The 22991-nt window shown below is 68.7% G+C and carries 22 protein-coding genes, 3 tRNA genes, 3 pseudogenes and 1 riboswitch; of the genes and pseudogenes, 15 read left to right on the top strand and 13 right to left on the bottom strand.

Going from position 1 to position 22991, the window contains the following annotated elements:
- Positions 1-1218 (top strand): SAM-dependent methyltransferase, encoded by a 1218-nt coding sequence (locus MBEBAB_RS00845; RefSeq protein ID WP_021696025.1) that lies wholly within the window; start codon positions 1-3, stop codon positions 1216-1218.
- A 4-nt stretch (positions 1219-1222) separates the two neighbouring features.
- On the opposite strand, the gene MBEBAB_RS00840 is transcribed toward MBEBAB_RS00845, so the two are convergent.
- Positions 1223-2779 (bottom strand): cryptochrome/photolyase family protein, encoded by a 1557-nt coding sequence (locus MBEBAB_RS00840; RefSeq protein ID WP_021696024.1) that lies wholly within the window; start codon positions 2777-2779, stop codon positions 1223-1225.
- A 14-nt stretch (positions 2780-2793) separates the two neighbouring features.
- Here MBEBAB_RS00840 and sseA point away from each other — a divergent pair, with 14 nt between their 5' ends.
- Complete coding sequence (sseA, locus tag MBEBAB_RS00835; protein WP_021696023.1) at positions 2794-3624, top strand: 3-mercaptopyruvate sulfurtransferase; 831 nt, start codon at positions 2794-2796, stop codon at positions 3622-3624.
- Between the two features lie 89 nt (positions 3625-3713).
- On the opposite strand, the gene MBEBAB_RS00830 is transcribed toward sseA, so the two are convergent.
- Positions 3714-4733 carry an amino acid ABC transporter substrate-binding protein gene (locus tag MBEBAB_RS00830; protein ID WP_242397002.1) on the bottom strand — a complete coding sequence of 340 codons (1020 nt, stop codon included), beginning with the start codon at positions 4731-4733 and terminating at the stop codon, positions 3714-3716.
- A 98-nt stretch (positions 4734-4831) separates the two neighbouring features.
- On the opposite strand from MBEBAB_RS00830, the gene metC reads away from it, so the two are divergent.
- The gene (metC, locus tag MBEBAB_RS00825) at positions 4832-6013 is read left to right on the top strand and encodes a cystathionine beta-lyase (protein ID WP_021696021.1); all 1182 of its coding nucleotides are present in this window, start codon (positions 4832-4834) and stop codon (positions 6011-6013) included.
- On the opposite strand, the gene MBEBAB_RS00820 is transcribed toward metC, so the two are convergent.
- Positions 5994-7112: a phytanoyl-CoA dioxygenase family protein gene (locus tag MBEBAB_RS00820; RefSeq protein WP_021696020.1), complete on the bottom strand. Its 1119-nt coding sequence runs from the start codon at positions 7110-7112 to the stop codon at positions 5994-5996. The two genes, metC and MBEBAB_RS00820, sit on opposite strands and share 20 nt — an antisense overlap.
- A 38-nt stretch (positions 7113-7150) precedes the next feature.
- On the opposite strand from MBEBAB_RS00820, the gene MBEBAB_RS00815 reads away from it, so the two are divergent.
- The 3 genes from MBEBAB_RS00815 to MBEBAB_RS00805 are packed head-to-tail and all read left to right on the top strand — an operon-like array spanning position 7151 to position 8823.
- Positions 7151-7579 (top strand): GSCFA domain-containing protein, encoded by a 429-nt coding sequence (locus MBEBAB_RS00815; protein WP_021696019.1) that lies wholly within the window; start codon positions 7151-7153, stop codon positions 7577-7579.
- A 42-nt stretch (positions 7580-7621) separates the two neighbouring features.
- Positions 7622-8077 (top strand): hypothetical protein, encoded by a 456-nt coding sequence (locus tag MBEBAB_RS00810; protein WP_045318611.1) that lies wholly within the window; start codon positions 7622-7624, stop codon positions 8075-8077.
- Complete coding sequence (locus tag MBEBAB_RS00805) at positions 8044-8823, top strand: tetratricopeptide repeat protein (RefSeq protein WP_021696018.1); 780 nt, start codon at positions 8044-8046, stop codon at positions 8821-8823. Before MBEBAB_RS00810 ends, MBEBAB_RS00805 begins: the two co-directional genes overlap by 34 nt.
- A gap of 11 nt (positions 8824-8834) precedes the next feature.
- Here MBEBAB_RS00805 and MBEBAB_RS00800 read toward each other — a convergent pair.
- From MBEBAB_RS00800 to MBEBAB_RS00790, 3 genes are all read right to left on the bottom strand, one after another.
- Positions 8835-8911 (bottom strand) — tRNA-Arg (locus MBEBAB_RS00800).
- A 134-nt stretch (positions 8912-9045) separates the two neighbouring features.
- Positions 9046-9351 carry an ETC complex I subunit gene (locus MBEBAB_RS00795; RefSeq protein ID WP_021696017.1) on the bottom strand — a complete coding sequence of 102 codons (306 nt, stop codon included), beginning with the start codon at positions 9349-9351 and terminating at the stop codon, positions 9046-9048.
- Positions 9352-9422: 71 nt separating this feature from the next.
- Positions 9423-10628 (bottom strand): potassium/proton antiporter, encoded by a 1206-nt coding sequence (locus tag MBEBAB_RS00790; RefSeq protein ID WP_021696016.1) that lies wholly within the window; start codon positions 10626-10628, stop codon positions 9423-9425.
- Positions 10629-10723: 95 nt separating this feature from the next.
- Positions 10724-10820, top strand: a riboswitch (yybP-ykoY riboswitch).
- A gap of 73 nt (positions 10821-10893) precedes the next feature.
- On the opposite strand from MBEBAB_RS00790, the gene MBEBAB_RS00785 reads away from it, so the two are divergent.
- Together MBEBAB_RS00785 and MBEBAB_RS00780 are read left to right on the top strand one after the other, a co-directional pair.
- Entirely contained in the window at positions 10894-11457 is a 564-nt protein-coding gene (locus tag MBEBAB_RS00785) for a manganese efflux pump MntP (RefSeq protein ID WP_021696015.1), read from the top strand.
- Between the two features lie 78 nt (positions 11458-11535).
- Complete coding sequence (locus MBEBAB_RS00780; RefSeq protein ID WP_021696014.1) at positions 11536-12303, top strand: EAL domain-containing protein; 768 nt, start codon at positions 11536-11538, stop codon at positions 12301-12303.
- 46 nt (positions 12304-12349) lie between these two features.
- Here MBEBAB_RS00780 and MBEBAB_RS00775 read toward each other — a convergent pair.
- The 7 genes and pseudogenes from MBEBAB_RS00775 to MBEBAB_RS00745 all read right to left on the bottom strand — a co-directional run bounded on the left by MBEBAB_RS00775 (position 12350) and on the right by MBEBAB_RS00745 (position 16562).
- Positions 12350-12426 (bottom strand) — tRNA-Pro (locus MBEBAB_RS00775).
- Between the two features lie 70 nt (positions 12427-12496).
- Positions 12497-13009: a DUF192 domain-containing protein gene (locus MBEBAB_RS00770; protein WP_231379016.1), complete on the bottom strand. Its 513-nt coding sequence runs from the start codon at positions 13007-13009 to the stop codon at positions 12497-12499.
- A gap of 40 nt (positions 13010-13049) precedes the next feature.
- A complete protein-coding gene (locus MBEBAB_RS00765; protein WP_021696012.1) occupies positions 13050-13628 on the bottom strand; it encodes a cold-shock protein in 579 nt (192 codons plus the stop codon).
- Positions 13629-13804: 176 nt separating this feature from the next.
- Positions 13805-13879: transfer RNA gene (locus MBEBAB_RS00760), tRNA-Glu, on the bottom strand.
- A 57-nt stretch (positions 13880-13936) separates the two neighbouring features.
- Positions 13937-15756: pseudogene (gene recJ / locus MBEBAB_RS00755) on the bottom strand (single-stranded-DNA-specific exonuclease RecJ).
- Between the two features lie 75 nt (positions 15757-15831).
- Positions 15832-16263: a hypothetical protein gene (locus MBEBAB_RS00750; protein WP_231379017.1), complete on the bottom strand. Its 432-nt coding sequence runs from the start codon at positions 16261-16263 to the stop codon at positions 15832-15834.
- Positions 16264-16289: 26 nt separating this feature from the next.
- On the bottom strand, positions 16290-16562 hold the full coding sequence (locus tag MBEBAB_RS00745) for a hypothetical protein (RefSeq protein WP_045318609.1): 273 nt from the start codon (positions 16560-16562) through the stop codon (positions 16290-16292).
- A gap of 6 nt (positions 16563-16568) precedes the next feature.
- On the opposite strand from MBEBAB_RS00745, the gene phaC reads away from it, so the two are divergent.
- From phaC to dprA, 7 genes and pseudogenes are all read left to right on the top strand, one after another.
- A complete protein-coding gene (gene phaC, locus MBEBAB_RS00740; protein ID WP_021696008.1) occupies positions 16569-18317 on the top strand; it encodes a class I poly(R)-hydroxyalkanoic acid synthase in 1749 nt (582 codons plus the stop codon).
- Positions 18314-18691 carry a hypothetical protein gene (locus tag MBEBAB_RS00735; protein WP_021696007.1) on the top strand — a complete coding sequence of 126 codons (378 nt, stop codon included), beginning with the start codon at positions 18314-18316 and terminating at the stop codon, positions 18689-18691. Before phaC ends, MBEBAB_RS00735 begins: the two co-directional genes overlap by 4 nt.
- Positions 18692-18783: 92 nt before the next feature.
- Positions 18784-18906: pseudogene (locus MBEBAB_RS17880) on the top strand (AEC family transporter); the annotation flags it as partial.
- A gap of 55 nt (positions 18907-18961) precedes the next feature.
- A pseudogene (locus MBEBAB_RS00730) lies at positions 18962-19935 on the top strand (aspartate carbamoyltransferase catalytic subunit).
- Positions 19932-21233 carry a dihydroorotase gene (pyrC, locus tag MBEBAB_RS00725; protein ID WP_021696004.1) on the top strand — a complete coding sequence of 434 codons (1302 nt, stop codon included), beginning with the start codon at positions 19932-19934 and terminating at the stop codon, positions 21231-21233. The pseudogene MBEBAB_RS00730 and the gene pyrC overlap by 4 nt, the downstream one beginning before the upstream one ends.
- Positions 21234-21245: 12 nt before the next feature.
- On the top strand, positions 21246-21884 hold the full coding sequence (gene plsY / locus MBEBAB_RS00720; protein ID WP_021696003.1) for a glycerol-3-phosphate 1-O-acyltransferase PlsY: 639 nt from the start codon (positions 21246-21248) through the stop codon (positions 21882-21884).
- The gene (gene dprA / locus MBEBAB_RS00715) at positions 21881-22966 is read left to right on the top strand and encodes a DNA-processing protein DprA (RefSeq protein ID WP_021696002.1); all 1086 of its coding nucleotides are present in this window, start codon (positions 21881-21883) and stop codon (positions 22964-22966) included. Before plsY ends, dprA begins: the two co-directional genes overlap by 4 nt.
- Positions 22967-22991: the final 25 nt, after the last annotated feature.

Here is a 22991-nt window from a genome sequence, read left to right as displayed (position 1 = left end):
ATGACCGCAGTGACGCCGGATATCGCCGCGACCGCCGCGCGCACGCCGACCGGGTTCGGCATCCTTCTGAAGGTTCTGGCCGCCAACTGGGCCATCGGGCGGCTGACGGTTCGATTGCCCAACGGCGCGGTGCATGAACTGAAGGGCAAGAAGCCCGGGCCCTCGGCGACCCTGGTGGTCAAGGACTACAGCTTCGCCAAACGCGTCCTGGCCTCCGGCGATATCGGATTCGCCGAGGGTTACATGGCGGACGAGTGGGACACCCCGCATCTGGCGGGCTTGCTCGAGGTGCTCGTGCGCAATTACGAGGGCATCCAGCGGCTGTTCGACGGCAATGTGATCATGCAGGCCCTGCACTGGACGAGACACAAGCTGAACCGCAACAGCCGCGAGGGCGCGCGCAAGAACATCCACGCCCACTATGACCTGGGCAACGCCTTCTATGAGACCTGGCTGGACCGGACCATGACCTACTCCTCGGCGGTCTTCGAGACGCCGGGCGAGACTCTGGAGACCGCCCAGACCCGCAAATACGCGCGCCTGGCGCAGGCCATGAACCTGAAGGCGGGCCATCGGGTGCTGGAGATCGGCTGCGGCTGGGGCGGTTTCGCGGAGTACGCGGCCAGGGAAGTCGGCGCCCACGTCACCGGCATCACCATCTCCACGGAACAACACGCCTACGCGACCCGCCGCCTGGCCGAAGCCGGGCTGTCCGAGCGCGCCGACATCCAGCTGATCGACTACCGCGACGTCCAGGGCCGGTTCGACCGGGTCGCCTCCATCGAGATGTTCGAGGCGGTGGGCCAGGAGTACTGGCCGACCTATTTCAGCAAGATCCACGATGTGCTGGTGCCCGGAGGCCGGGCCGCCCTGCAGATCATCACAATCGATGACGCCCTGTTCGCGGGCTACGACAAGCGCACCGACTTCATCCAGAAATACGTCTTCCCCGGCGGCATGCTGCCCAGCGAGGCGGTGCTGCAGCCCATCGTGGAGCGCGCGGGTCTGGCGTGGAGCGGGATCGAGCGGTTCGGCCATTCCTACGCCGACACCCTGAAGCGCTGGGATGAGCGGTTCATGAGCGCGTGGGACCAGATCCAGCGCATGGGCTTCGATGACCGCTTCCGTCGGCTTTGGCGGTTCTACCTGGCCTATTGCGAGGCCGGCTTCCGCGCCGACCGCATCAATGTGATCCAGCTGGCCCTGAATCGGAACTGAGCGCTCAGCCCGGTTTCACCGCCCCCAGTTCAGCCCGCGCCTCCTCGGCTTCGCGCACCAGCGCCGCGCGCTGATCCTCTGACCAGCGGTCCAGGGTCCGGTACGGCATGGCCAGCCGGGGATTGTCGCGCAGACGCTCCCGGTTCCGCTCCAGAAATCCCCAGTACAGCCGGTTGAACGGACAGGCGCCCGGCCCGGACCTGGCCTTCACATCAAAGGCGCAGCCGCCGCAGTAGTCGCTCATGCGGTCGATGTAGGCCCCCGAGGCCGCATAGGGCTTTGACCCCACGATGCCGCCGTCGGCGAAGGTGGCCATGCCGCGCGTGTTGGGCATCTCGACCCATTCATAGGCGTCGGCGAAGACCACCATGTACCAGTCGTCCACCGCGTCCGGGTGCACCCCCAGCAGCATGGCCAGATTGCCGGTGACCATCAGACGCTGGATGTGGTGGGCGTACGCGTGGCTCCGCGCCTGTGTCACCGCGTCTGCTACGCAGGCCATGTCGGTCTCGCCCGACCAGAAGAACCACGGCAGCGCCCGGTCCGCGTCCAGATGGTTGCGGCGCAGATACTCCGGCGCCTTCAGCCAGTAGATCCCCCGCACGAACTCCCGCCACCCCAGGATCTGCCGGATGAATCCCTCCACCGCGTTCAGGGGCGCGCGCCCGGCACGGTACTCGGCCTCGGCCCGGCGGCAGACGGCCAGCGGGTCGAGCAGGCCCATGTTCAGGGCCGTGGAGATCAGCCCATGCCACAGAAACGGCTCGTCCTCCGCCATGGCGTCCTGCCAGTCGCCGAAGCCGGGCAGGATGTGCTTCAGGAAATCCGCCAGCACCGCCTCGGCCTGATCGTGGGTGACGGGCCAGCCGAAGCCGTCCAGGTCACCAAAATGGTCCTCGAACCGGGCCTGAACCATGGCGATCACCGCGCGCGTGGCCTCGTCCGGCGGACAACGCAGCCGCGAGGGCGTGTCGATGGAGGCGGGCAGGCGCTTGCGGTTCTCGGCGTCGAAGTTCCAGCGGCCGCCCTCGGGCTGGTCGCCGTCCATCAGCAGGCCGGTGCGCCGCCGTATCTCCCGATAGAAGAACTCCATCCGCAGCTGGCGCCGCCCCTCGGCCCAGCGCTGGAACATCGCGTGGCCGCAGATGAAGCGGTCATCCTCGCGCACCTCGACCGGGGCGACGCACTCTGCGGCGAAGGCGCGAAAAGCCTCGGCCAGCCGCCACTCCCCCGGCTCGGTCAGAATGACCCGCTCAGGGTCCAGATCCTCGACGGCCCGCGCCAGTTCATCAACGATTGATTGGCGGTTGTCCGGATCGTCCAGCCGCACATAGCGGACCGTCACGCCCCGCTCGCCCAGCCGCGCGGCGAAGGCGCGCATTCCGGCCAGCACCAGGGCGATCTTCTGCTTGTGATGGCGCACATAGCCGGTCTCGCCCTCGACCTCGGCCATCAGCACCACGTCGCGGACGGCATCCAGATCGCGCAGGCCCGCCAGCCCGTCGCTGAGCTGATCCCCCAGCACCAGCCGCAAGGCCCCCGTCCCAACCGCCGCCGTCATGCTAATCTGCCCCCATGGTCCATCATCCGCTCCTCTCTACAGACGAACTGGCCGCTCTTCTGGATGCCCCCGATGTTCGCATCATCGACGCCAGCTGGCGCATGGACGGGAGCCGTCCGGGCGACGACGAACCCCGCATCCCCGGCGCCGTGCGCTTCGACCTCGACGCTGTGGCGGACACCGCCAGTCCCTTGCCCCACATGCTGCCCTCGTCCGAGGCGTTCGCGGCGGCGGTCGGCGCCATGGGCATCGATCAGCAAGACCACATCGTCGTCTATGATGAGCGCGGCCTGTTCTCGGCGGCGCGGGTCTGGTGGACCTTCCGGACCATGGGCGCCCGGCGGGTCCAGGTTCTGGACGGCGGCCTGCCGAAATGGATGGCCGAGGGGCGGCCGGTCGAGACCGGGCCCGGGACCCCGACGCCGCACGCCGTGTTCAACACAGACTTTCAGGCCGCCCGGGTCGCCGGCCTGATGCAGGTCCGGCGCGCCATGGACGATCCCGCCACACAGGTGATCGACGCCCGCCCGGCGGCGCGTTTTCGTGGAGAGGCCGACGAACCGCGCCCGGGCCTTCGCAGCGGTCACATGCCGAAGGCGGTCAACCTTCCCTTCGTCGAGGTTTTGAGCCCCGACGGCACGCTGCGGACGCCCGCCGAACTCGCCGCCATCTTCCACCGCGCGGGCCTGGCGCCCGGACAGTCGGTCATCACCACCTGCGGATCAGGCGTCACGGCGGCGATCCTGACCCTGGCGCTGGCGGTGCTGGGACGCGACAGCGCGGTCTACGACGGTTCGTGGGCCGAATGGGGCGCCCGGCCGGATGTGCCCGTTCACGCAGAATAGACCGCCGCCTGCCGTCTAGCGGATCGGAAGCCCGTACATCAGACCGCGCGGACTGGCGTTCCACTGCGCATTCAGCCCCCGGGCCAGATTCACGGACGAGCGGGCGCCCAGATTGCGGTCGAAGATCTCGCCATAGTTCCCGACCCCCGCGATGGCGTCATGAGCCAGGCGTCCGACAGACCCATCATGGATCCGAACCCGTCCTGGACGCCCAGCAGCCGCTGGATCCTGGGGTCCGGCGAGTTCTCGGCCAGTTGGTCCACATTCTCCTGCGTCACGCCCAGTTCCTCGGCCAGGATCAGGGCGTTCAGGGTCCAGCGCACGATGTCGGCCCACTGGTCGTCGCCACGCCGAACCACGGGGCCCAGCGGCTCCTTGGAGATCACGTCCGGCAGGATGGCGTGGGCCTGGGGATTGCCCAGCATGGTCCGCGCCGCCGCCAGGGCCGACACGTCGCCGGTGAAGGCGTCGCAGTCCTCGGCCACATAGGCTTCGCGCGCCTCCTCTTCGCTGGCGGCCATGACGGGCTCATAGCGCAGGTTCCGGACCGCGAAATAGTCCTGAAGATTCAGGGCGGTCGTGGAGTTGGACTGAACGCATATGCGGGCTCCATCAAGCTCCGCCGCGCTGGTCAGGGCCAGGGAGCGCCGCACCAGGAAGCCCTGGCCGTCATAATAATTGACCCCCACGAACTCCATCCGCTCGCCCGCGTCTCGGCCCATGGTCCATGAGGTGTTGCGCCACAGCACGTCGATGCGGCCGTCCGCCAGGGCCTCGAACCGGTCCCCGATGGCCAGGGGCACGAACCGCACCGCGTCCGGATCGCCCAGCACCGCCGCCGCCGTGGCGCGGCAGAAATCCACGTCGAACCCGCGCCACTGCCCGCGATTGTCGGTGTAGGCGAAGCCCACCAGGCCCTCGTGCACGCCGCAGTTCAACCGTCCGCGCGCGCGCACCGCCGCCAGGGTTTCGCTGGGCTCGGCGGCCTCTTCTGCCGGAAGGGGCGCGTCGGGGGCGCGGTCCGCCTCACGCTCGGGCTCGCCGTCGCCGCAGGCCGCCAGCATGAGCAGCCCCGTCATCAGCCCCGCCCGGATTGCGCGCGCGATCATCATCCTCGCCTTCGTCTGAACCGTGCATCAGGTGTTAGAAGCCTTTGGCATGCCTCCGCAACCCGCGAGGCGCCTTTCACAGCCAGACGGGCGCATTCATGAGCCGATCCCCTTCCGACCGCACCCGCCTGATCCGTTCGGCGACCCGCAAGCCGACGGAGGGCCGCCGCCCGGTCAATCCGCCCATCGAGCGGGCCTCGACCCTTCTGAACCCCAGCGCCTCGACCCTGCGAGATCCGTCGCTGGGCCCGGTCTACGGCATCGACGGCATGACGGTTCAGCATGAGTTGCGCGCCCTGATCGCCGAGATGGAGGGCGCGATCGACGCCTGGCTCACGCCCACGGGCCTGGCCGCCGTCACCATTCCCCTTCTGGCCCTGACGCGCCCGGGCGACACGGTGGTCGCCACCGACGCCGCCTACGGGCCCAGCCGCCGCTTTCTGGACCGGCACATGGCCGCCCGCGGTGTGACCACGCGCTATCATCCCGCCGACGCCACCACGGACCAGATCATCGGCGCCATGGACGGGGCCAAGCTGCTGCTGATCGAATCCCCCGCCTCCCTGACCTTCGAGATGATCGACGTCCCGGCCGTCGCCGCCGCGGCGCGTGAGAAGGGCGTCCTGACGGTCATGGACAACACCTGGGCCGCCGGTCTCGCCTTCCGGCCCCTCGCGCACGGCGTGGACGTCAGCGTCCAGGCGATCAGCAAATATGCGGCGGGCCACTCCGACCTGCTGATGGGCGCCGTCGCCGTCTCCGACGCGCGCATCGGCAAGGCCATCTTCAACACCATCGAGGACATGGGCTGGCACACCGCGCCCGACGAGGCCTGGCTGGCCCTGCGCGGCCTGCGCACCCTGCCGCTGCGCATGAACGAACACGCACGATCAGCCTTGCAGGTGGCGGCGTGGCTGCAGGACCGCCCCGAGGTCGCCCGCGTGCTCTACCCGCCCCTCCCCGGCTCGGTCGGCCACGACCTCTGGGCGCGCGACTATGCCGGCGCGGCGGGGCTGATGGGCGTGGTCTTCAACGGCGGAAGCGAGGCGGATGCCGAAGCCCTTCTGGACGCCCTCACCCTGTTCGGCCTCGGCTATTCCTGGGGCGGTTTCGAAAGTCTGGCGACCCATGAAACCAGCCAGATGACCCTGCGCCGCCATGCGCCCGCGCTCAAGGGGCCGCTGATCCGCCTGCACATCGGGCTGGAGGACCCCGCCGACCTGATGGCCGATCTGGACCAGGCCCTGACGGGGTGGCGCTCTAGATCATACCCTGCATGAACCGCACGCCGACCTTTTCGGCGTAGGTCTTCACCAGATCCCCGGCGGCCTGCACATCCGGGTTCTCGGATTTGCGCGCGGCGGTGAAGGGACGCTCCGCGTCGGCGATCGGGTGGCCGAACAGGGAGTTGGCGTACTGCACCTGGGCCAGAACGCGATAGTTCTCTTCCGGATGGACGCCTTTGTGCAGCGCGCTGGTGTCCACCAGGAACAGCGTTCCCGACGGCCCGGTGATGCGCGCTTCCTGATCCATCAGGCCATGCTGGGCCACCTTCTCGTCCGTATGGCGGCCGTCGGCCCACAGGGCGTCGGGACGCTCGCGGTGCGTGCCCGGGATCATGGCGTGGGGGCCGTCCTTGGGGCCCACGTCGGTCAGGTACATGAACAGCTTCACGAACCCGAGCCGGTACATGTCGTGGTGATAAAGCTGCGCCGTGTCCGACAGGTCCTTGGCGCTGACCGGCACGTTGGAGTTCACGAAGGCCACCGGCACGTCGAAGATCGGCGGCACGCCCATGTACTGATGCACGATGGTCAGCAGCAGCGGATCGGCGGCCACCTCGTACATCTCGCTGAAGCTGGTGATCCACGAGAAGTTGGACTTGATCTGGGGCGGCGCCTCGGGCGACCCCTCCAGGATCTTGGTCAGCTTGTCGCCGTGGATCGATTCCATCCGCGTCAGCACCTTGTCGCGCAGGCTCTCGACCAGGGCCGGCGGGATGGAGAATTTCGCCTTCCACATGCCGGTCTTCTGCAGCGAGCGCACCGCGCCGCGGATGGTGGTCGCCTGGTCCTCGATCTGGAACATGCTGCGGGACAGGACATATTTCTCGGACGGGACGTGGTCGGCGATCACAGAGCTGAACACCTGGTGGCTCTTGGACCGGGTCTCGGTGAAGGTCTGGCGCAGCAGCAGGTATTCGTCGTTGGTGTTGGTGCGCTTGCGGGCGTAGCCGCCATAGGCGTCGGCCATCTTCCGCACCGCATAGTTGGGCGGCAGGTACTCACCGAGATTACGGTTCAGCTCCGCTGCGGCCAGCCCCTCGACCTGGACGGAATAGTTGCGCGCCTGAACCAGAATCCTGTCGCCGAAGGCCATGGGCTTTCCCTGTACCGAAAGATCAGGCGGCAAGCTCTATGAACAAGCAGAGCGGCAAGATCGCCTGTCAGAAGCCCGGCTACGCCAAGGGCGGCGGCGAGGAGCAGACCGAGTTCCACATGTCCTCGTACGAGGAAAACTACGCCAACCTCAGGCGCATCGTGGAGATCATCACCCAGGTGCGTCCGGACGCCCGTATCGTCTTCACGGTCTCGCCGGTGCCGCTGGCCCGCACCTTCTCGGACAATGACATCGTCGCGGCCAACACCGAGGGCAAGAGCATCCTGCGCGCCGCCATCGGGGCCATCGCCCGCGACTTCGACGCCGTGACCTATTTCCCGTCCTATGAACTGGTCATGGCCAATTCGCCCTTCAGCTGGCGCGAGGACGACGGCCGCCACGTGGACAACTGGATCGTCTCCAGGATCGTCAAGACCTTCAAGGCGGCCCACTGCACCACGGGCTGAACCCGGCAACCCTCCATCCGTTCTGAGCCGACGACGGTCTCCTTGCCGGAGCGTCGCCGAATTTCGAGCCCTGACCTCATCCCCAGTTTCGAGACCAGCTTGCCAGACTCTCCCACGCCCCTGGATCACCCGCGCTTTCGCGTCTTTCCCCGCAAGTCGGAGAAGCTCGCTATTTTCTTCTCGGGCTCCAACACGGCCGATCATTCTTTCGAGTGGCTTGATACGGCCCTGCGCATCGACGCCAGCGCCATTGTCGTCAGCAACGGCCCGAACCAGTGGTATCAGGCCGGGATCGACGGCCTGGGAGGCGACCGCACCGAGGTGACCCGGTCATTCCGCCAGTGGGCGAAGCATCTCGACGCCCAAAGCCTGTACACCGTCGGCGCCGCAATGGGCGGAACCGGGGCCTTCCTGCACGGCGTCCCTCTCGCGCCCGCGTCCTGGCCTTCTCGTGCGAGACACAGATGGACCTGGTCGGCGGCAATGTGCAGCGGTTGATGGAGAAGGGGTTCACGCCGCCCGTTCCCGACCTGAGGCCCATGGTGGAAAAGGCCCGGGCGCCGATTTTCCTCTACGCCGGTGAAAGCGATCCCGTTGATCTCTATTCGGCGTTCAATCTCGCCGACCTGCCGAACGTCTTCGCGGACTCCCTGAGGCGCGTGCAGCACGGCGTCGTCAGCTATCTGCACCGCAAGGGCCGCCTCGCCCCGATGATCGACGCCTTCCTGGACAACCAGCATTTGCCGCGCATGCCCGAGGGCGGCTGGGGACTGGATGAGCAGTTCGCCGAGACACTCTATGACGCTCACCGCGCCGACATCGAACGCCGCTGGGGCGACTCGGCGCGCCTGGCGAAACGCGCGATGAACTATTACCCGCGCTCGGATTACGCCAATTACCTGCACGGCAAGGGCATGCTTCATCTGGGCAAGTTCAGCCACGCCGAGACCGCCCTGGCCGCCGCCGTGGCGCTGAACAGCGGACTGACTCCTGCCAGACTCCAGCTCGCGCGCGCCATCGAGCGGATGGGCAGGCTGGACGAAGCCGTCGCCGCCTACACCCAGATCGCCGACCACCCCATCATCGGCGGGCGCGCCAATTTCGCCCTGGGGCAGATTCACAGCCGACGTGGAGACCTGACATCCGCCCTCGCCTGCTTCCGGCGGGCGGTCGAGATGGATCCGCAGCGCGCCAATTTCCGGGCCAAGCTGCAGGAGCTGGAGGGCGGCGAAGCGGCCGCCTGACCGCTAGCCCCTGGCGCGCCCGGCAGGACTCGAACCTGCAACCGTCCGCTTAGAAGGCGGATGCTCTATCCGGTTGAGCTACGGGCGCCGTCAGGCATGCGGTGAAGTAGCGCGAAGCGCGGCGGCCGCAACGAAAAATCTCGGCTCAAGTAGCGCAAGGCGCGGTAGCCGAAACGAAAAATCGCGGCTCAAGTAGCGCAAGGCGCGGTAGCCGCAAACAAATCAATGCGTCCAGGGCTGCTTGCGGCCCGGGGCGAAATTGTCGGCGTAGGCTTTCAGGATCACCGGCGCGGCCTGCGGCTCCTGCAGCCTGAACGGGATGCCGTGCCGTTCCGCATAGGTCACCGCTTCCTCGGCCGTATCGAAGGTCAGGCGCACCTGGCCGTTCATGTCCGTGGACGATGTCCAGCCCATCAGCGGGTCGTTGGTGCGCGCCGTCGCCGGCTCGAACTCCAGAATCCAGTCGCGGGTCTTGGCGCGGCCGGACTGCATGGCGGTCTTGGCGGGACGATAGATGCGCGCGAGCATGGCGGGCCCTGAAGAATCTGAATGTCAGAAGCGGCCCAGATAGCGCGCGCCGCCGCCCCGGTCCAGCGCGCTCACGCGGCGACCGGCCTCGAGGCGTTGACGCCCAGCTTGCGCGCCACCCAGCCCAGGGTCGGCCCCTGCACCAGGCTGGACACGATCACCACGAAGAACACGATGTTGAAGATGGTCTGTGACCCGGGCACGCCCGCCACGATGGGAAAGGTCGCCAGCACGATGGGCACCGCGCCGCGCAGCCCCGCCCACGACACGAACAGCTTGGCCCGCCAGTCGAACCGCCTGAACGGCGCCAGGCAGATGAAAACGCTGATCGGCCGCGCCACCAGCATCAGCACCGCCGTCACCGCCAGACCTGGCGCCGCGACCCCGCCCAGCTGGCTGGGGAACACCAGAAGACCCAGCGTCAGGAACATCACCACCTGCGCCAGCCAGGCCAGGCCGTCCTGGAACACGCCGATGGTGCGCCGCGCCTGATACTCGCGGTTCCCCGCCACGATCCCCGCGATGTATGCCGCCAGAAACCCGTTGCCGCCCAGCACGGCGGTCAGTCCGTAGCTGAGCAGCGCCGCCCCGATGGACACGACCAGCGACATGCCGCTGGTCCGCAGCCGCATCCGCTTGATCAGCGACGGAAGGGCATAGCCGATCACCACGCCAAGCACCGCGCCCAGCCCCATCTGGGTGATGAACTGGGGCACGAAGGGCAACAGGGACGCGTCCGGCGTCGCCACCAGCACCAGCGCCGCCCCCACGAGGAAGATCGCCATGGGGTCGTTGGAGCCGGACTCCAGCTCGATCAGCCCGGTCAGATCCTCGCGCAGGTCGCCGCCCCCCTGCCCCCGCATGATGGCGAACACCGCCGCCGCGTCAGTGGACGCCACAACCGCCCCCAGCAGGAACCCCTGGGTCACCGTGAACCCCAGCAGGTAGACCGCAGCCAGGCTGACGATTCCCGCGCTGATCATGACCCCCACGGTGGACAGCATCAGCGCCGGGCCCGCCGACGGCCGCACCAGCTTCCAGTCCGTGTCCAGCCCGCCGGAAAACAGGATGAACACCAGACACGCCACCCCGATGACCTGGGCGAAGGCGTAGTCGGAGAACACGATCCCGAACGGCCCGTCCGACCCCGCGATCATGCCCAGGGCCAGGAACCCGATCATGGCCGGCAGGCCGAACCGGCTGGACAGGCTGCCCGCCAGCACCGTGGACAACAGCAGCACCGCGACCGCGAGGAAGGCGTAGTCGATGGGGTTCATGGGTTTCTTAAGGACCGGACGAATCGCGTGAAGGCAACACCCCATGCGGCGTCCCGCCGCTTGAACGCGCGTGACTCAGCCGCTAGTCAGGCGCTCCCGTTGGGGAGTAGCCGCCGGCCGCCTTGAAGGCCGGGACCACGTCAACATATTCGCGCTTCGGCGCGTGGCGCGGTCAGCGGAGGTCATCCGCCTGGCGAGACCAGCGCGTCCCACCGTCTCGCCGGCGGCGTGGGATGCGCGTCTCGTCGTCCGGCGGAGTGAGCTCATGACCCCCGGCGCCGTCGCCATCCTGTCGCTCAGCATGTCCACCGACGCCTTCGCCGCGTCCGTGGGGCGCGGCGCGGCGCACCGCCCGTCGCTGGCCCAGGCCCTGCGCGCCGGGCTGATCTTCGGGTCGATCGAAGCGGCCACGCCGGTGATCGGCTGGAGCCTGGGCCTGATCGCCGCCGGGGTGGTGCAGCAGATCGACCACTGGATCGCCTTCGTGCTGCTGGCGGGCGTCGGGGCGCACATGGTCTGGCACGGGGTTCGGCCCCAACGCGAGGAGCAGCCCCCCGTCCGCCGGGGGTTGATGCCCCTGATCGCCACCGCCGTGGGCACAAGCATCGACGCGGCCGCCGTCGGCGTGGGCCTGGCCTTCATCGGGGTGAACATCTGGATCATCGCGCTCAGCATCGGCCTGACCACCTTCACCCTGACCACCCTGGGCATGCTCATCGGCGCCCGCGTCGGCGCCCGCATCGGCAAGCACGCCGAACTCCTGGGCGGCCTCGCCCTCATCGGCATCGGCGCCTTCATCCTGGCCGAGCACATGGGTTGGATGGCCTGACGGACACCGCCTCCAGCGCACGCATCCGGCATTTTTTAACCCGTTCAGATGATTATGGGGCTCAAAGGGAGTTCTGTGATGAGTTGTGTGGCTTGCAGGGACGGCGCCGGGTTTGAGCTGCCGATCACCATGGCGTTCCAGCCCATTGTCGATGTGCGGACCGGGACCGTGTTCGCCTATGAGGCCCTGGTTCGCGGCCAGGACGGCGGCGGGGCGGGCAGCGTGCTGGCGCAGGTGTCGGCCGAAAATCGCTACGCCTTCGATCAGCTCTGCCGGACGACCGCCATCGAGTGGGCCTCGAAGCTAGACTTGGCGGCCGACGGCGCGAGCCTGTCCATCAACTTCCTGCCCAACGCCGTGTATGAGCCGCGGGCCTGCATCCGGGCGACCCTGGCCGCCGCCATGCGCACCAGCTTTCCGGTGAGCCGGATCATCTTCGAGTTCACCGAGGATGAGTCGATGGACACCGACCATATCCTCAACATCCTCCGCTCCTATCGGGCCATGGGGTTCAAGACGGCGATCGACGACTTCGGCGCCGGCTTTGCCGGGCTGGGGCTGCTCTGCAAATTCCAGCCCGACATCGTCAAACTGGACATGGCGCTCATTCGCGGCATCGACACAGACCGGGTCAAGCGCGCCATTGTCGCCAACACCCTGAATATGCTGCGCGATCTCGGCATCGACCCCGTCTGCGAAGGGATCGAGACCTTTGATGAGCACAACGCCCTGCAGGATCTCGGCGTCTCGCTGATGCAGGGTTATCTGCTCGCCAAACCCGCGGTCGAGGCCCTCCCCCCGGTCTCCTGGGCCCGCCCTGTCGAGGACATGGCCCGCACCGCATAACGGGCGTTCCGAAGGTCTGGAAAGAGCCTTCCCGGACAGGAGCCCCTGGTCGGAGCGGCAGGATTCGAACCTGCGACCCTCTGCTCCCAAAGCAGATGCGCTACCAGGCTGCGCTACGCTCCGATCAGGCGGGGCTTATAGGCATGGCCGGGCGCCGGCCGCAATCGCCCGTCTGCGCGGCTGTCTGCGAACCTCAGTCGGCGTTGTTGAAGAAGGGATGGCGGACCACGTCGCCCGGTTCGGCGCCGATCTCCTCCGTGCGGCCGGCGCGGACCTCCAGCACCCCCTTGGCGGCGCCGTAGGACGGCAGGTTCTGGCGTGAATACGGCGTGGTGTGTCGGGCGATGGAGACGATGCGTCCCTGATCGTCGATATAGACGATGTCCAGCGAGCTGGGCGTGTTCTCCATCCAGAAGCCGCGCTCGGCCATATCCGGAAACTGGAACAGCATGCCCCGGTCGTCGGCCAGGGGTTCGCGGAACATCAGGCCCCGGGCGCGCTCTTCCTCGGTGTCGGCGATCTCGACCCAGAAGGCGTGTTCGCCGCTGTCGGTGACCACGGTCAGGGCCTCCAGCGGATTGCCCGCCTCGTCCATGGGCGTGGACTGGGCGCAGGCGGCTCCCGACAGGGCCAGGGCCAGGGCGGCGGTCAGCAACAGGCGGCGGTGCATGGGCGTATCCCGGATGGCGCGATCAACGGGCGGCATTACGCCTCAGCCGCGCGCGGAAATAAACCGGAAATGCGGTCTATTCCCCGGGTTCGATCTCGGCGACCACCAGTCCCTTGGGACCCCGGGCGAAACGCACCCGCACGGTATGACCCGGCAGCAGGTCATCCAGGCCGCAGCGGCGCAAGGTCTCGATGTGGATGAAAATGTCGTCCTGGTCGCCGTCCCGCACCACGAAACCATAGCCCTTGGCGCGGTTGAACCATTTCACCGTCGCGGGCTCCATGGGACCGTCCGCCTGCACCGGCGGGCGCGTGGGGCGGCGAGTGAAGGCGTCCAGATTGCTGCTGGACCGCCGCAGGCCGTCATAGCCCGAAGCCTGGTTCGGATCGGGCTCCGCCAGATCCAGTATCTGGGTGGCCTGCCAGCCCTTTGGGCGGCGCACGGCGTCGCAGGTGATGGCGGCGCCCTCGGCGGCGGTCTCGCAGCCGTGGTCGCGCAGGCTGGAGACATGCAGCAGCACATCCTTCATGCCTGTGAGGGAAGGATCCTCAGGCACGATGAAGCCATACCCCTTGGCGGGGTCGAACCATTTGACGTGACCGGACATGCGGACCGTTTCGGCCGTGACGTCCTCATCCAATTCGTACGCTGACATAAGTCCCCCGCCTGCGACAAACCCCTTGCAGACGGATTATGCTTAACACGGTTCGGTGAACGCGGGAGAGCCAGAAAGCAAAATTTCGCGCAAAACGCGAGAAAAAATCCGCGCCACGCGTCATGATTCGCCGCGGCTCGCGGGCAAAGAAACCAGGATTTCGGGGAAACCCCGCGTGGCAGTCCCTAGGGGAATCGAACCCCTCTTTTCAGGTTGAAAACCTGACGTCCTAACCGATAGACGAAGGGACCGCTGCGCGAGAGCCGGCGATATAGCGGCCTGTTTCCGGCGTTGCAAGCGGGGTCGGACTAAAAATCGCTGGTTTCGCGACGCGGGTCGTGGGCGTCCTCGACCTCGAACTGCACACCCCGGCGGCCGTTCCAGTCATCCGCCTTCAGCCGACCGACCACGCTGAGCCCCGTCGCGCCCGACAGCAGCGCCCGCCCCAGCGGCAGGTCAGCGCAACGCCAGGCGATGGCCTTGACCGAGGCGCCGTCCGCCGCCGTCAGCCGGCAGCGCACATGGCCGCCGGTCATGGCCACGGGCTCGCGCGCCGTGACCCGGTCCAGGGCGAACAGCGGCTCGGGATTGGACGGGCCAAACGGCGCCAGGCGCTCGAAATCCTCGAACAGACTCCGGCTGGCCGCGCGACAATCGAGAATCGCATCGACATCCACCACGTCCAGAACCTCGGCCGCCGCCTGCTGGTCGGCCAGCGCCTCTTCCAGAAAGGCGCGCGCGGCCTCGATGCGGTCCCCCGCCACGGTCAGGCCCGCGGCCATGGCGTGGCCGCCGCCCGCCATCAGGTGCCCCGCTTCCCACGCAGCCTGCACCGCCCGGCCCAGGTTCACCCCCGGCTGCGACCGGCCAGAGCCCTTGCCCACGCCCGTGGCGGGATCGACCCCGATCACGATCACCGGCTTGCGCCAGCGTTCGCGCAGCCGCCCGGCCACAATGCCCACCACGCCCGGATGCCACCCCTCGCCCTCCACCACGATGATGGCGCGGTCCAGCGCGTCGGGGCCCCGGCTCTCGACCTGGCGCACCGCCGCCTCGGTCACCTCGCGCTCCACCTCGCGGCGGGACGTGTTCAGGCGTCCAGCTCGGCGGCGATGCGCGCGGCCTCGGCCGGATCGTCCGTGGACAGCAGGCGCGCGCCCAGATCGGCCCGGCCGATGCGCCCGCCCGCATTGATTCGCGGCCCGAGGATGAATCCGGCATGGCTGGCCTTGGCCGGCCCCGGCTCCATGCCCGCCACGGCCAGAAGCGCCGCCAGCCCCGGATTGCGCCAGTCCGACATGACCTTCAGCCCCAGCGCCGCCAGCGCCCGGTTGAAGCCGTTCAGCGCCGTGACGTCACAGATGGCCCCCAGCGCCGCCAGATCCAGCCACTGGCGCAGGTCCGGCTCGGCCCGCGCGGCGAACAGGCCCCGCGCCCGCGCCGCCCGGTTCAGGGCGGCCAGCAGCACGAACACCACCCCCGCCGCCGCCAGATTGCCCTGGCCCGAGTTGCAGCCCGGCCGGTTGGGATTGACCACCGCCTCGCAGGCGGGGGGCTGTTCGCGCATCAGGTGGTGATCCACCACCACCACTTTCAGGCCGATGGCCGCGGCGTGGGCCACCGCCTCCACCGCCGCCGCCCCGCAGTCCACGGTGATGACCAGGTCCGCCCCGCTCGCCTTCAGCGTCTCGAACGCCTTCGGGCTGGGGCCATACCCCTCGGTCAGGCGGTCGGGCACATAGATGGGCAGGTCCGCCCCCATGGCCCGGAACCACCGCACCAGCAGCGCCGCGCTGGAGGCCCCGTCCACGTCATAGTCGGCGAACACATGGATGCTCCGGCCCGCCGTCAGGGCGTCCAGAATGACCTCGGCGGCCTTGTCCATGTCGAGAAAGCTGGACGGATCGGGAAACAGCGCCCGCAGGGTCGGGCTCAGAAAATCCTCGCCCTGGTCCGCCGTCACGCCCCGCGCCGCCAGCGCCCGGGCCAGCGGCTCGGCCAGGCCCAGCCCCTGCATGTGGGCGCGCACCGTCTCCGCCTCGGCCGGGCGCTGAAGCCAGGCGCGGCCGGACAGGGAGCACGACACGCCCAGGAAATTCACCGCTGTCGCCACGCCGCCGTCCGCCATGCGCCCTTGTACCTCATCATCCATGCCAGTCTGGCCCGCAGGGTCGTCGGATTCGGTCGCAGGCGTGAACCGATCCTATTGCCGCGGATCAATGGGCGGCGGCGGTTCGGCGCGTTCGCGCAGGGACTGGGCGAAGGCTTCGATCTCGGCCGCTGTACGGGCCGTCGCGAGGCTCATGCGCGCGCCCGCGACCCGGCCGCGCACCGAGGCGGCCCAGGCGTCGGGATCATCGACAAAGGTCCAGTCTATGGCGGCGGCGCTCTGGCTGACCGCCTGTCCGGTCTGGTCCAGCCCGGCAACCCGCGTGGCGATCACGCCGGGCGCCGGCACGTCGGTCGGCGCGGCCGGAAAATCAGCCCAGCGCGGATACTCGCGGTTGGCGTCCACCAGATGCTGGATGCGATCGGACAACGGCGCCTGCGGATCCATCGCGGTCTGGAACGGCGCTGCGCACGCCCCGCTCAGAAGCAATCCGCCCATCACGGCGGCCCGGGCTGCATTTTTCATCGCCGATGCGTTCATCTTGAGCCCGGTCATATGCCATCATGGGGCGACGAGGAAGGGCGACGCCGCCTTGCATCGATCCAGCAGGAGCCGTTCATGGCCACGCCGCCGAAAAAGCCCGCGACACGCACCGCCAAAAAGGCCGCGCCGAAGAAGGCCGCGCCGCGCGCAGCGGCCAAGCCGAAGACCGCAAAACCGAAGACCGCAAAGCCTGCGCCGGAGCCTGAGGCCGCCGCCGCTGCGGCTACCCGCCCCCGTCCCAGCCGGACGCCTTCGCCCCCTTCGCCATCGGCGCCGAACAACGCCGCATGATCGAGACCCTGTCCCTGAACATCGCCCGGGCGGCCATGACGGCCCAGTCAGCCTTGGCCGAGGCGGCCCTCAGCCGGGCCGACCGCCCTGCGGCCCTGTCGGCCGATCCGCTCAATGTCGGCCCCGCCATGACCTCGGTCATGACCAGCCTGGCCTCCCGTCCCGAACGTCTGTTCCAGGCCCAGGCCGATCTGTTCGGCCGCTACATGACCCTGTGGACCGACACCGCCCGGCGCGCGGCGGGCGAGGACGTCCCGGTCACCGCCGCCCCCGACAAGCGGTTCAAGGACCCGGCCTGGGCCGAGAATCCCATGTTCGATGTGATGCGCCAGTCCTACCTGGTCACCGCCGACTGGATGAACACTCTGATCTCCAGCGCAGACGATGTGGACCCGCGCACCCGCCGCCGGGCCGAGTTCTTCACAAAGCTGCTGACAGACGCCTTCTCCCCGTCCAATTTTCTGGCCTCCAACCCCGCGGCGCTCAAAGCTCTGGCCGAGACCAGCGGCGAGAGCCTGGTGAAGGGCATGCAGAACTTCGCCGCCGACCTTGAGCGTGGCGGCGGCAAGCTGGCCATCAGCCAGGCGGACTACGGCAAGTTCCGCGTGGGCGAGAACGTGGCCACCAGCCCCGGCCAGGTGGTCTGGCGTGACGAACTGTTCGAGCTGATCCAGTACGACGCCGCCACCGACAAACAGCGCGCCATTCCGCTGCTGATCTTCCCGCCGTGGATCAACAAATTCTACATCCTGGACCTGCAGCCCGCGAACTCGATGATCCGCTGGCTGTCGGAGCAAGGCTTCACCGTCTTCGTCTGTTCGTGGGTCAATCCCGACGCCGACAAGGCCGCCTTCGGCTTCGACGACTATCTGGAAAAGGGCATCTACCGCGCCACCTCCAGGGTCATGGAGCAGTGCGGCACGGATCGGCTCAACACCGTCGGCTACTGCATCGGCGGCACCCTGATGGGCGCGGCCATGGCCCATATGGCGGCGAAGGGCGACGAGCGGATCAACGCCTGCACCTTCTTCGCCGCCCAGCATGATTTCGAGGAGGCCGGCGACCTCCTGCTGTTCACGGACGACCACTGGCTGGCCGAGATCGAGGGCATGATGGACGAGGCCGGCGGCGTCCTGCCGGGCAGCGCCATGGCCGACACCTTCAACGCGCTCCGGGCCAACGACCTGATCTGGTCGTTCTTCGTTTCCAACTATCTGATGGGCAAGGATCCGCCGTCCTTTGACCTGCTGTTCTGGAACGCCGACCAGACCCGCATGCCCAAGGCCCTGCACATGGCCTATCTGCGCAAGATGTACGGCCAGAACGCCCTGGCCCGGGGCGACTTCGAGATCGGCGGCGTCCGCGTGGACCTGTCGAAGGTCAGGACGCCCATCTACGCCCAGGCCAGCCGCGAGGACCACATCGCGCCCATGAACTCGGTCTATCGCTCGACGAAGCTGTTCGGCGGGCCGGTGACCTACACCCTGGCCGGCTCCGGCCACATCGCGGGCGTGGTCAACCACCCGGCGGCGGTGAAGTACCAGCACTGGACCAATCCGGACCTGCCCGACACCCTTGCGGAATGGCAGGCGGGCGCCGAGCAGCACCCGGGCTCCTGGTGGCCGCACTGGGCCGCATGGCTGCATGAGCGGTCCGGCGACTGGGTTGACGCCCGCGATCCGAAAAAGGGCGCCCTGAAGCCCATCGAGCCGGCGCCCGGCGCCTATGTGAAGGTGAAATCTTGAAGCGTATCGATCCCAACGTCCTCCTGGCCATAACCACCCTGTTCGCTGTGGCCCTGCTGGTCATGAGCGCCACCATCTTCGGCCCTGCCGATCCGCCCTGGCGCTATGTGGCCACGGCGGCGGTGGTGACGGTGGTTTTCCTTGTTCTTCAGCCCTTCGTGCCCCGCTTCATGAAGATGAAGAAGGGTCCGCTGGTGATCGCTGAAGCGCCCAGTTCAGCGGTCTGGGCCGCCATCTATCCGGGCCTGATCATCCTCGCCGCCGCCCTGCCCCCGCTGTTTCCGGGCGTCAGTTTCGGCCTGGCCGTGGTGATCGCGGCGGTGTTCCTCGGCTCCACCATCGAGTCCGCCATCATGAGCCTGCGCAAGGCATAACCTTCTCCCGATGGGAGAAGGGGGAACCCGCGCACCGGAGCGCGTCAGCGCGGAGGTCCTTGCGCGGGGGATGAGGGTCGGGCGCGGCGGCCTCCTATGTGCTGGCGCGCCAGATGGGCGGAGACGCGCCCCTGATGGCGGCGGTGGTGGCCTTCACCACCCTGGGCGCCCTGTTCACCATGCCCCTGATGCTGTTCCTGTTCGGATTCCTGTGACCGAAGCGTCGCGGCGCTGGCGTTCGGCGGGACTCAGCCCTATAGCGAGGCCTCGATGACCCAGGCCGTCACCGATCTTGTCCGTTCACGGCTGACGCCGTTTCCCCGGGCCCATTTCAATTCCGCCGGCGATCTGAATCCCGTGACGCTGACCGCGTTGCTGGATCTGGCCGACGCCTGCGTGGATGTGAACCGTCAGGGGGCCAAGGCGCTGGACCTGATGCGCGGGCGCACGGTGGTCAATCTGTTCTTCGAGAACTCCACCCGCACCTCGGCTTCTTTCGAGATCGCGGCCAAGCGGCTGGGCGCCGACGTGGTCAGCATGAACCCGCGCACCTCCTCGGTGGCCAAGGGCGAGACCCTGATCGACACGGCCATGACCCTGAACGCCATGAAGCCGGACATTCTGGTGGTGCGCCACTCGGCGTCCGGCGCGGCGGAGTTGCTCTCCCAGAAGGTGGCTGCGCCGTGGTCAACGCCGGCGACGGTCGCCACGAACATCCGACCCAGGCCCTGCTGGACATGCTGAGCCTGCGCCGCGCCTTTGGCGACGTGGGCGGGCTGACCGTGGCCATCTGCGGCGACGTGGCCCACAGCCGGGTGGCGCGCTCGAACGTGGCCCTGCTTTCCATGATGGGGGTGCGGGTGCGCCTGATCGGCCCGCCGACCCTGGTTCCCGGCGACGCCGACCGCTGGGGCTGCGAGGTGTTTCACGACATGCGCGAGGGGCTGAAGGGCTGCGACGTGGTGATGATGCTGCGCCTGCAGCTGGAGCGCATGGACGGCGCCCTGGCCCCATCGACCCGCGAATACTACCGTTTCTGGGGGCTGGACGCCGAGAAGCTGGCCTGGGCGGCGCCCGGGGCCAGGGTGATGCACCCCGGCCCCATGAACCGGGGCGTCGAGATCGACTCCGGCGTCGCCGACGACCCGGCCGTCTCCCTGATCCAGGATCAGGTGGAGATGGGCGTGGCGGTGCGCATGGCGGTGCTGGCCTCCCTGTCCGCGCGGCAGGAGGCGGAACGATGAGCGGCCCATCCTCCAAGGCTTTGGCGATCATCAACGCCCGGCTGGTGGACCCGGCTGGCGACTATGACGGTCCCGGCGCAGTGCTGATCCAGGACGGCCGCATCGTCGAGGTCATCCACGGCGCCGCGACCCGGACCCCGGACGGGGTCGAAATCATCGACGCGGGCGGCATGGTGCTGGCGCCGGGCCTGATCGACATCCGGGTCAAGACCGGCGAGCCAGGGGCCGAGCCCAAGGAGACCCTGAAGTCGGCCAGCCTTTCGGCGGCGGCGGGCGGCGTCACCACTATCGTCATCCAGCCGGACACCGATCCGGCCGTGGACGACCCGGCCATGGTCGACTTCATCCAGCGGCGGGGCGCGGCCCTGAACCTGGTCAATGTGCGCGCGGCGGGCGCCGCCACGCGCGGGCTGGACGGCGAGCGCATGGCCGAAATCGGCCTGATGGCCGAGGCCGGGGCGCTGTATTTCACTGACGGCGACCGGGTCATCGCCAACAGCCGCACCCTGCAGCGGGTGATGAGCTACGCCTCGGCGTTCAACGCCCTGATCGCCCACCGCCCGGCGGACCCGTGGCTGTCCGAGGGCGCCTGCGCCACCTCGGGCGAACTGGCCACGCGGCTGGGTCTGTCGGGCGCGCCGGCCATTGCCGAGCGCATCCAGCTGGAGCGCGATCTGGCGCTGGTCGAACAGACCGGCGCCCGGTTCCTGGCCGACCAGATTTCGACCGAGGCGGCGCTGGACTGCCTGGCCCGCGCCCGCGCCCGCGGGCTCGAGGTCGCCGCCAGCGTTTCGATCAACCACCTGTGCTTCAACGAGGTGGACATCGGCGATTACCGCACCTTCTACCGGCTGGACCCGCCCCTGCGCGCCGAGAGCGACCGCCAGGCCATGATCGAGGCTGTGCGCGAGGGGCTGATCGACGTCATCACCTCGGCCCACACCCCGGCCCCGGCCGAGGACAAGCGCCGTCCGTTCAGCGAGGCGGCGCCCGGCGCCGTGGGGCTGGAAACCCTGCTGCCCGCCGTGCTCAGCCTGCACCACGAGGCGGGGCTGGACCTGATCGACATCCTGCGACCCCTGACCAGCGGCCCGGCGACCCTGCTGGGGCTGGAGGCGGGCGAGCTGCAGGCGGACGCTCCGGCCGACCTGGTTCTGTTCGATCCCAATGCGCCGGTGGTCATCAACGCCGACAAACTCCGCTCCAAGTCCAAGAACTCGCCCTTCGACGGACGCGTGCTGCAGGGCAAGGTCTTGCTCACCGTCGTCGGCGGGCGCATCGTGCACGACGCACGTTAAAGGGGCATTCGGGTGCAGGATCTGGTCGGACCGGCGATGCTGACGCTGGGGCTAACGGCCCTTGGCGGATACCTGCTGGGCTCCATTCCGTTCGGAGTGGTCCTCACCCGCGCGGCGGGCGCAGGCGACGTGCGCAGCATCGGCTCGGGCAATATCGGCGCGACCAATGTGCTGCGCACCGGCCGCAAGGATCTGGCCCTGGCCACCCTGCTGCTGGACGCGGGCAAGGGCGCGGCCGCCCTGCTGATCGCGCGCTGGCTGTTCGACAACGAGGCCGTAGCCGTCATCGCCGGCGGCGCGGCCTTCCTCGGCCACCTGTTCCCGGTCTGGCTGGGTTTCAAGGGCGGCAAGGGGGTGGCCACCTTCTTCGGCCTGATCATCGCCGCCGCCTGGCCGTTGGGCCTTATGGCCGGCGCCACCTGGCTGATCGTGGCCTTCGCCCTGAGATATTCGTCGCTGGCGGCCCTGATGGCCTCGGCCGCCACGCCCCTCTATGCGCTGCTCCCCCTCGCGGCCCTGGGCCTGCCCGCCCCGGCCCCCATCCTGTTCCTGAGCGTGTTCACCGCCGTGCTGATCTGGATCCGGCACCATGAGAACATCGGCCGGCTGATTAAGGGGACGGAGCCCCGTATCGGGTCCAGGTCGAAGTGACCCCGGCGGCGGACGAGGCCGAACGCTTCGCCCGCCTGCGGTTGGCCCGCACCGACCGCGTCGGTCCGGTGGCCTATTCCCAGTTGATGCAGCGCTACGGCACGGCCCGCGAGGCGCTGGACGCCCTGCCGGATCTGGCGCGACGGGGCGGCGGCGGACACGCCCTGCCGGATGAGGATGTCGTCCAGGCTGAGCTCGACGCGGGCGAAGCGGCGGGCGCACGCCTGCTGCTGCTGGGCGACCCCGACTATCCGCCGCAGCTGGCCGCGCTGGACCCGCCCCCGCCCCTGCTTTGGACGCGGGGCGACACGGCCCTGCTCAACCGCGACAACCTCGCCGTCGTCGGCGCGCGCATCGCCTCGGCAGGCGGCCAGAGGATTGCGCGAGGCCTCGCCGCCGGACTTGGTCAGGCGGGCTTCGTCGTGGTGTCGGGCCTGGCCCGCGGCATCGACGGCGCCGCGCACGAAGGCGCCCTGCCGACCGGAACCGTCGCCGTGCTGGGCGGGGGCGTGGACGACATCTATCCGGCCGAGCACGCCGCGCTTTACGAAAGTCTGGTCGATCAAGGCTGTATCGTCTCGGAAAGCCCCATGGGCGCGAAGGCGCAGGCGCGCGACTTTCCCCGCCGCAACCGCATCATCTCGGGCCTGGCCAAGGGCGTGATCGTGGTGGAGGCCGAACTGCGATCCGGCTCGCTGATCACCGCACGGCTGGCGGGCGAACAGGGGCGCGACGTGTTCGCCGTGCCCGGCTCACCGCTCGACCCGCGCTCGAAAGGCCCCAACGAACTGCTGCGTCAGGGCGCGATCCTGTGCGAGGGCGTGGACGATGTTCTGAACGCCTTCAACGGCCTGCGCACCCTGCTGGAGCCGGATGCCCCCGCGTGGGAGCCCGGGCCCATCGACGCGGATCTGGACCTGATCGAACGCCTGGCCGCCCTGCTCTCGCCCGTTGCCGCGCCCCGGGACGAACTGGCCCGCGCCGCCGGCGCCTCCATCGGCGACGCCAACGCCGCACTGCTGGAACTGACCCTGGCGGGCCGCGCGGTTCTGTTGCCGGGGGGCATGGTCGCAGCGGCCTGACCAGAGCGATCAAGGCAAGCGCCGC

Source organism: Brevundimonas abyssalis TAR-001, from assembly GCF_000466985.1.
GTDB lineage: Bacteria > Pseudomonadota > Alphaproteobacteria > Caulobacterales > Caulobacteraceae > Brevundimonas > Brevundimonas abyssalis.
Note: the sequence above shows the minus strand (reverse complement) of the source record. Positions and strands in the feature narration are given on the sequence as shown.

Bases quoted from the DNA above. Each gene is read 5' to 3' on its own strand.
- MBEBAB_RS00845 (WP_021696025.1), top strand. From the start codon at position 1: ATGACCGCAGTGACGCCGGATATCGCCGCGACCGCCGCGCGCACGCCG.
- MBEBAB_RS00840 (WP_021696024.1), bottom strand. From the start codon at position 2,779: ATGACGGCGGCGGTTGGGACGGGGGCCTTGCGGCTGGTGCTGGGGGAT.
- sseA (WP_021696023.1), top strand. From the start codon at position 2,794: ATGGTCCATCATCCGCTCCTCTCTACAGACGAACTGGCCGCTCTTCTG.
- MBEBAB_RS00830 (WP_242397002.1), bottom strand. From the start codon at position 4,733: ATGATCGCGCGCGCAATCCGGGCGGGGCTGATGACGGGGCTGCTCATG.
- metC (WP_021696021.1), top strand. From the start codon at position 4,832: ATGAGCCGATCCCCTTCCGACCGCACCCGCCTGATCCGTTCGGCGACC.
- MBEBAB_RS00820 (WP_021696020.1), bottom strand. From the start codon at position 7,112: ATGGCCTTCGGCGACAGGATTCTGGTTCAGGCGCGCAACTATTCCGTC.
- MBEBAB_RS00815 (WP_021696019.1), top strand. From the start codon at position 7,151: ATGAACAAGCAGAGCGGCAAGATCGCCTGTCAGAAGCCCGGCTACGCC.
- MBEBAB_RS00805 (WP_021696018.1), top strand. From the start codon at position 8,044: ATGGACCTGGTCGGCGGCAATGTGCAGCGGTTGATGGAGAAGGGGTTC.
- MBEBAB_RS00795 (WP_021696017.1), bottom strand. From the start codon at position 9,351: ATGCTCGCGCGCATCTATCGTCCCGCCAAGACCGCCATGCAGTCCGGC.
- MBEBAB_RS00790 (WP_021696016.1), bottom strand. From the start codon at position 10,628: ATGAACCCCATCGACTACGCCTTCCTCGCGGTCGCGGTGCTGCTGTTG.
- MBEBAB_RS00785 (WP_021696015.1), top strand. From the start codon at position 10,894: ATGACCCCCGGCGCCGTCGCCATCCTGTCGCTCAGCATGTCCACCGAC.
- MBEBAB_RS00780 (WP_021696014.1), top strand. From the start codon at position 11,536: ATGAGTTGTGTGGCTTGCAGGGACGGCGCCGGGTTTGAGCTGCCGATC.
- MBEBAB_RS00770 (WP_231379016.1), bottom strand. From the start codon at position 13,009: ATGCCGCCCGTTGATCGCGCCATCCGGGATACGCCCATGCACCGCCGC.
- MBEBAB_RS00765 (WP_021696012.1), bottom strand. From the start codon at position 13,628: ATGTCAGCGTACGAATTGGATGAGGACGTCACGGCCGAAACGGTCCGC.
- MBEBAB_RS00750 (WP_231379017.1), bottom strand. From the start codon at position 16,263: ATGAAAAATGCAGCCCGGGCCGCCGTGATGGGCGGATTGCTTCTGAGC.
- phaC (WP_021696008.1), top strand. From the start codon at position 16,569: ATGATCGAGACCCTGTCCCTGAACATCGCCCGGGCGGCCATGACGGCC.
- pyrC (WP_021696004.1), top strand. From the start codon at position 19,932: ATGAGCGGCCCATCCTCCAAGGCTTTGGCGATCATCAACGCCCGGCTG.